We start from the raw sequence: 5,847 nt of genomic DNA, 5'->3' as shown, positions 1-5,847 counted from the left end.
CAAGCAATACAGGGGGAATATTTTAATAATCCGGTCAGTATAGGAAAAGTCTTTAAATCACTGAAATACGCTAAATTACAAGACTTAAAAAAATATAAATTCCTTGTTTCGTATACTGACCCCTCCTATAAGAAAAACGGCGACTATAAAGCTACGGCGTTAGTAGGTAAATACAAAGATGAATATCATATCCTTGATATGTTTTGTCAGAAAACGACTACCGCCAAGATGCTGGAGCATCTATATCTTACATACCTAAAAACTGCAAATACAGGGGTTTCAGTCTATTTCTATATAGAGTATCCTTTTATAGACGATACCCTGAAAAGAGAGATAAAAAAAGCAAACAAACGCTTTAATATCACGCTCCCGCTTCGTGCCGATGAGAGGAGAAAACCTGAAAAATTTTACCGGATAGAAAGCAACCTCGAACCACTCAACCGCAACGGAAAGCTTATTTTCAACGAAGAGCTGAAAGGACGGGAAGATATGAAGGATACAGAATTTCAGTTTTTGGCACTTTCGCCTAAGAGTAGAGCTAATGATGATGCTCCCGATGCTGTAGAGGGCGCTGTGTGGGTACTCAACCACAAAAGCTTATCTGGTAACCACGAGCCTAAAATTTACGGAAAACCTAAAAATAAAAAAAGATACTAAGCTATGTATATAGATATTGAAGAGTTGAAAACACACTGCTACGAGGCGGAGCTCCGAGCGATTATTAAAGATGACGAAACCATTGCGCTTGCGAGTATAGATATGGCAGTAGAATTTGCCACTACCAAGCTTATGAAAGACTATAATGTAACAGAGATATTCTCAAAGACCGGAAGCGAAAGAAGTCCTTTACTCGTGAAAATCATTAAGGATATTGCAATTTGGGAGCTTGTAGGCTTAGCTAATCCAAGCATTAACTACGAGGATAAAAAATTCCGCTATGAACAGGCTGTTAATTGGCTAACGGCAGTTTATAAGGGTATGCCTGCAAACCTTCCAAAATTAGACGAAACCGATAGCAATAGCGTCAAATCATTCAGTTATCACTCTGAACCTCCAAGAAGTAACCGATATTAAAAAACCAATCTATGAAAGCTAAAAACAAAAATATCAATATCTCGCAAGTACTCATTGTCAAACCTCAGCGGGTAAACCCTTTAGAAATTCAAAACTGGACTTCCGCTATTACAATGGCGTATAGGGGCAAAAGAAAAAATACTATTGAGCTATACGACAACCTTCTTTTGGACGGTGTGCTTTTCGAAGCCGTAGAAAAAAGAGTGAGAGCTGTACTCAACTCCCGCCTCATCTTTCAAAAGGATGGCAAAGAAATAGAAGAGATGTGGGATTTTATGGATAGTCCGGACTTCGAAAAGCTACTAAGAGAGGTAATGTTATCTAAGTTTTATGGAAAAAGCATTATTGAATTAAATTTTGATAATGGTTTTTCGGTGGAGAGTATAGACCGCAGGCATCTTGATACACTTAACAAAATCATCCTCTATGATACTACCGGCACGGATGGCATTACCTATGAAAATGACGATTTTATCCTAAATGTAGGCGATGATAAGGATTTAGGTATATTTGCTCGCACCGCACCTTACGCTATATTTAAACGTAACGGAGGAGCTGACTATGCTCAATTTTGCGAGCTTTTCGGTATTCCTCAGCTGATAGGTAAGTACGACCCCGATGATGAGAAAGGACAGCAGGAAATGGAGCTGGCTTTTCAAAAAAGAGGGGCTGCGGGAAGTATGACTATGTCCAATAAATCTCAAGTGGAGACCATTCAAACGCAGCAGTCTAACGGGCAGGTGCATAGAGATTTTTTAGACTACTTAGATAAACAAATCTTAATCACGGTACAAGGGCAAACTATGACTACCACCGATGGTACTTCGCTTGCACAAGCTGAAGTACACGGCGACACGGAGGATGATTTACAGCTATCCGACAAAAGGTTTGTAATGAGGATACTCAACTATGAACTTAAACCTCGCCTCGAAAAAAGAGGGTATCCGGTAGCGGGTGGATTTTTTAACTTTATTGAGGAGCAGGGGAAAATAGCTCCGGTTGACAAACTCAACATTGCAGAACGCGTGAACCAAATCACGGCGGACGGCGTAGATGATGATTATTTTTATGAAGAATTTGGACTACCGAGAGGAAATAAAACCCAAGAGAAAGACAACAAAAAAAATAACGGCAACGAGGAGCGTCTGGAAGAACAACCAACAGGGGAAGACCTCGATGAACAAGATAAGGAGAAAAAGCCTAAAAAGGTAAAAGCTAAAGAACTATCACTATTTGACAAGATAAAAGATTTTTTCGGAGACGCTCCTCGATAGACTTCTATCTATACGAGGAGCTGGACTGGCAAAAATTAGAGCAAGAATATCAAAATACTTGCTGTACTTATCTTTCCGGTGAAAACAACGACCAGCCCGACTGGGCAGACTTACTGGCAAAAGATTGGATAGATACTATCAGGGGTATCTACAAAGATAAAAACGTGCCTAAAGACGGCTTTTCTACAGAGATAGTAAAAAAGACAGGGAGGGAGTTATCAACTGCAGTGGACAAAGGCTACATCTACAAAGGTATAGAGTATGATACGCCCGATTTTATAGCTCGAGAAGTGCTAAAAAATAATGTATGGCGTTTTTCTGTAGCAAAGAATTACAATGATTGTATTCGTCTTAATAATTTGCTTCTTCGTCCCGATGGGAGTATACGCTCGTGGAGTGAATTCAAGCGTGAAGCAATGCGGATAGTAGGAATGTCCAACCGCTACCTAAAAACCGAATACGATACCATTATAGCAGGAGCTATGATGAGCCGTAAATGGCAGGAAATACAGAGAGATAAACATATATTTCCGTATGTACAGTTCAAGGTAACAATGGACAGTCATACCTCCGAAATATGCACGCCTCTGAGTGATATAATTGTAGAAGTAGATGACCCTTTTTTGCAACACTATTTCCCACCGAACCACTTTAATTGTCGGACAGATGTTATCAAGCTACGGAATGCTGAACCTACACCGCAAAAATTACTTCCCTATATAGATATACCAAAAGCCTTTTTGAATAATGTAGGAGCTACCGGAGAGATTTTTACGGAAGAGAATAGTTATATAGCGAATACACCTAAACTATTGACAAAGGAGCTGGAGTTTACTGAGATAGACGGAATACAAGTATCGGCTGTAGCGAAAAAACATACTACCTCTGAAAATGAACGTCCAAGAATAGAAAGAGAGTACGAAAATAGATTGATAATCGCTAAGACTCTGAAAGATTATCTAAAGCCAAAAGAAACAAAAGTATTACCGGAAATAAAACCTACGCATTGGGCTTATGATTATCATTTTGAAAATGCTCCTATTTATGGAAAGGTAACGGATATTAAAACGGATGCTGACTATTGGGAAATGGAAAGTTACGAGGGTAAATTTAGAAAGCAAAAGCTATGGCATATGATAAAGCACGGAACGAAACAATCTGATAAAGTAGCCATCAAATTAAACCACTTTGTACCTATTAGAAATATTGAAAATCAGATGGAAGTATTATTTAATGATAAAAAAACAGAAATGCCGAAAGAAATTATAATAATTTATCCAAATGGTAGAGTGGCGTATTATAAAGGGAAAAGCACAAACTAAAAAGTCTGTGCTTTTGCCTTAGCCAAAAGGCTAAGGGGTCGCAGAGGTTTTACGCCCCGCAGTTATAGCGCAAATATATAAAAACTTTTTATAACTACAAAATATGCAACTAACGGCAGAAAGGAGGAAACAAACAGGAGCTTTTTATACACCACCTTACTATGCAGATTTAGCGGTAAGGTATATGAGTGATGTATTGAATGAACCTGAAAAATGTGCTTGGTATGACCCTTGTGCGGGAGAGGGTGCTTTATTGGAAGCTGTAAAAAGGAGGTTTCCTAATGCTTTTGTGTTTGGGACTACCTTAGAGGCTGAGGATGTGGAAATTTGTCAAAGTAAGGGTATTCCGTGCCGTCAAATGGATTTCCTCAACACACCAATGGAAGAGCTTTATCCACCCGAGCTTTATGGATTTGCGGATAATCTTTTAATTATCACCAATCCTCCTTACGAGAATTTATCCGCTGTAGAAAGCTGTCAGACATTGGCTTATCAGGAAGTTTTGGACAAATACGACCATAAAACCAAAAATAAAACAATATTGTTTTATTACCGGATGCTGGAATTTGACCCTGTCCTTTTGGGGTGTTTTCACAAAATAGCACTAATTCAAGGAGCGGAAAGTGCTATTTTCCGAGAGAATGTAGATTGGGAATACAGCTTTATGCCTCAGGGGTTTGTGTGTCCGAGTAACAACTGGGAAGGGCTGTCCAAAGGCTGGGGCATTGCTTTTACAATGAGAGGGCTGACCTATGGTGCAACGGAGTATTACAAGAAAGAAGAGGATGGCGGAGAGCTTAGGTGGGGACACGAGCAAATGTTTTATATTCAAGATAAGCAAGGCTACAAAGAAGAACAATGGAAGTTCAATATATACAACTTTAATTAATGAAATATTATTAAAACCTATTTAAAATTATTTTAAAAGATGACCGCAGAGGAATTTATAAAACAAACGCAAGAGCGTTTAGCTCAAACCATGCGAGAACTACCAGCTGCTATCGGTGAGGAAGTCGTAAATTTTGCACAGGATAATTTCAACCGCCAAAGCTATAACGGCGAAGCTTGGCAAAAACGCAAAAACCCAACCAAATGGGGTAAACGGGACGAAGAGGGGCGAGTATTACTCGTTAAAACAGCTAAGCTAAGGCGAAGTATTCGTATTGGTAGAATAGAAAAAGATAGGGTAACTATAGTCGCTGGGGGTACAGATGTTCCCTATGCCAAAACGCATAACGAGGGCTTTTCGGGTGTGGTAAAACAAAATGTTAATCCTTTCCTGCGAAGGGGTAAAAAAGGACAAGCTATACCGGTAAAAGGCTTTTCTCGAACTATCAACCAAAATATCCCTAAACGCCAGTTTATAGGCAACGAAGAAAGCTCCTCAGAGCTTAGACAAAGAATTAAAAACACGGTAACATTAGAACTCCAGAAAATTTTTAAAAAATGAAAACTCTTTATTTAAAACTCTTTGAACTGTTAAAAACTATTCCGGAAATAGAGTATATAGACCTAAACTTTGGGCAGATAATGGAGGAGCAGCCGCCACTGGCTTACCCTGCTGTACTTATAGGTATCAATATTGTAAGCACGGATTCTTTTCATGATATATACCAACAAGTAAATGCCGAATTTACCATCACGCTGGTAACGAAAGCACAAGACACCTGCTCTCTTACAGAAAAAGACCGGCAGGAAAGGGCTTTTTCTTACTTTGACTTAGCCGAAAAAATCTATAATAAACTGCAAGGCTACGAAGATGGTCATTTTGAAACTTTCAATAGGCTTAACCTTACGGAGATTACTCAGAGAAAAGGTCTAAGGATAACTGCCGAGCGTTACTCTTGTAGCTGGAAGCAGGAGGCGTCCAAACCATAAATGGGTAAGTTTGTTTTAGCTGAGATATACCGATATTGCGGTATTCCAAATTTGAAATATAAGCAGCATAGTCGGAGATAAGGTCGCAAATACGGCTTTCCGATAGGTCAAATTCAAGAATAAGATGTTCTAAGCATCTTGAAAACTTTAGCCCTAAGATAAAAGAGTAATAATAGAAGCGCGCCGCTAATTTTTCATTGCGGTAGCGGATAAGTTCTGTATTTCTGCCTTTGCTTTGTGGTAAGTTACTCATTACTGCAAAAATACAAAACCCCAACCTATTGTACAAGTTGGGGTTT

General features: G+C 39.1%; 7 protein-coding genes and 1 pseudogene. 7 read left to right on the top strand and 1 reads right to left on the bottom strand.

Annotated features, from left to right (window positions below):
• From BLS89_RS10165 to BLS89_RS10135, 7 genes and pseudogenes are all read left to right on the top strand, one after another.
• Window positions 1-657, top strand: a pseudogene (locus BLS89_RS10165) (hypothetical protein); the annotation flags it as partial.
• 3 nt (window positions 658-660) lie between these two features.
• Window positions 661-1,074: a DUF1320 family protein gene (locus BLS89_RS10160; protein WP_092738097.1), complete on the top strand. Its 414-nt coding sequence runs from the start codon at window positions 661-663 to the stop codon at window positions 1,072-1,074.
• An 11-nt stretch (window positions 1,075-1,085) separates the two neighbouring features.
• Window positions 1,086-2,348, top strand: coding sequence for a phage portal protein family protein (locus BLS89_RS10155; RefSeq protein WP_092738095.1), 1,263 nt, complete (start codon window positions 1,086-1,088; stop codon window positions 2,346-2,348).
• Window positions 2,349-2,512: 164 nt separating this feature from the next.
• Window positions 2,513-3,670, top strand: coding sequence for a phage head morphogenesis protein (locus BLS89_RS10150; RefSeq protein ID WP_092738093.1), 1,158 nt, complete (start codon window positions 2,513-2,515; stop codon window positions 3,668-3,670).
• A gap of 103 nt (window positions 3,671-3,773) precedes the next feature.
• Window positions 3,774-4,559 carry a DNA methyltransferase family protein gene (locus BLS89_RS10145; protein ID WP_092738091.1) on the top strand — a complete coding sequence of 262 codons (786 nt, stop codon included), beginning with the start codon at window positions 3,774-3,776 and terminating at the stop codon, window positions 4,557-4,559.
• Window positions 4,560-4,598: 39 nt separating this feature from the next.
• Window positions 4,599-5,120: a phage virion morphogenesis family protein gene (locus tag BLS89_RS10140; RefSeq protein WP_092738089.1), complete on the top strand. Its 522-nt coding sequence runs from the start codon at window positions 4,599-4,601 to the stop codon at window positions 5,118-5,120.
• Window positions 5,117-5,548 carry a hypothetical protein gene (locus tag BLS89_RS10135; protein ID WP_092738087.1) on the top strand — a complete coding sequence of 144 codons (432 nt, stop codon included), beginning with the start codon at window positions 5,117-5,119 and terminating at the stop codon, window positions 5,546-5,548. The genes BLS89_RS10140 and BLS89_RS10135 overlap by 4 nt, the downstream gene beginning before the upstream one ends.
• Here the strand turns inward: BLS89_RS10135 and BLS89_RS10490 are convergent.
• The coding region (locus BLS89_RS10490) for a hypothetical protein (RefSeq protein ID WP_221403662.1) at window positions 5,472-5,847 on the bottom strand (376 nt) is incomplete at its 5' end. The two genes, BLS89_RS10135 and BLS89_RS10490, sit on opposite strands and share 77 nt — an antisense overlap.

The sequence above is a fragment of the Riemerella columbipharyngis genome (assembly GCF_900101995.1).
Taxonomy (GTDB): Bacteria; Bacteroidota; Bacteroidia; order Flavobacteriales; family Weeksellaceae; genus Riemerella; species Riemerella columbipharyngis.
The sequence above is the reverse complement of the archived record's forward strand: the minus strand, read 5'-3'. Positions and strand labels throughout refer to the sequence as shown.

Bases quoted from the DNA above. Each gene is read 5' to 3' on its own strand.
- BLS89_RS10155 (WP_092738095.1), top strand. From the start codon at position 1,086: ATGAAAGCTAAAAACAAAAATATCAATATCTCGCAAGTACTCATTGTC.
- BLS89_RS10160 (WP_092738097.1), top strand. From the start codon at position 661: ATGTATATAGATATTGAAGAGTTGAAAACACACTGCTACGAGGCGGAG.
- BLS89_RS10140 (WP_092738089.1), top strand. From the start codon at position 4,599: ATGACCGCAGAGGAATTTATAAAACAAACGCAAGAGCGTTTAGCTCAA.
- BLS89_RS10135 (WP_092738087.1), top strand. From the start codon at position 5,117: ATGAAAACTCTTTATTTAAAACTCTTTGAACTGTTAAAAACTATTCCG.
- BLS89_RS10145 (WP_092738091.1), top strand. From the start codon at position 3,774: ATGCAACTAACGGCAGAAAGGAGGAAACAAACAGGAGCTTTTTATACA.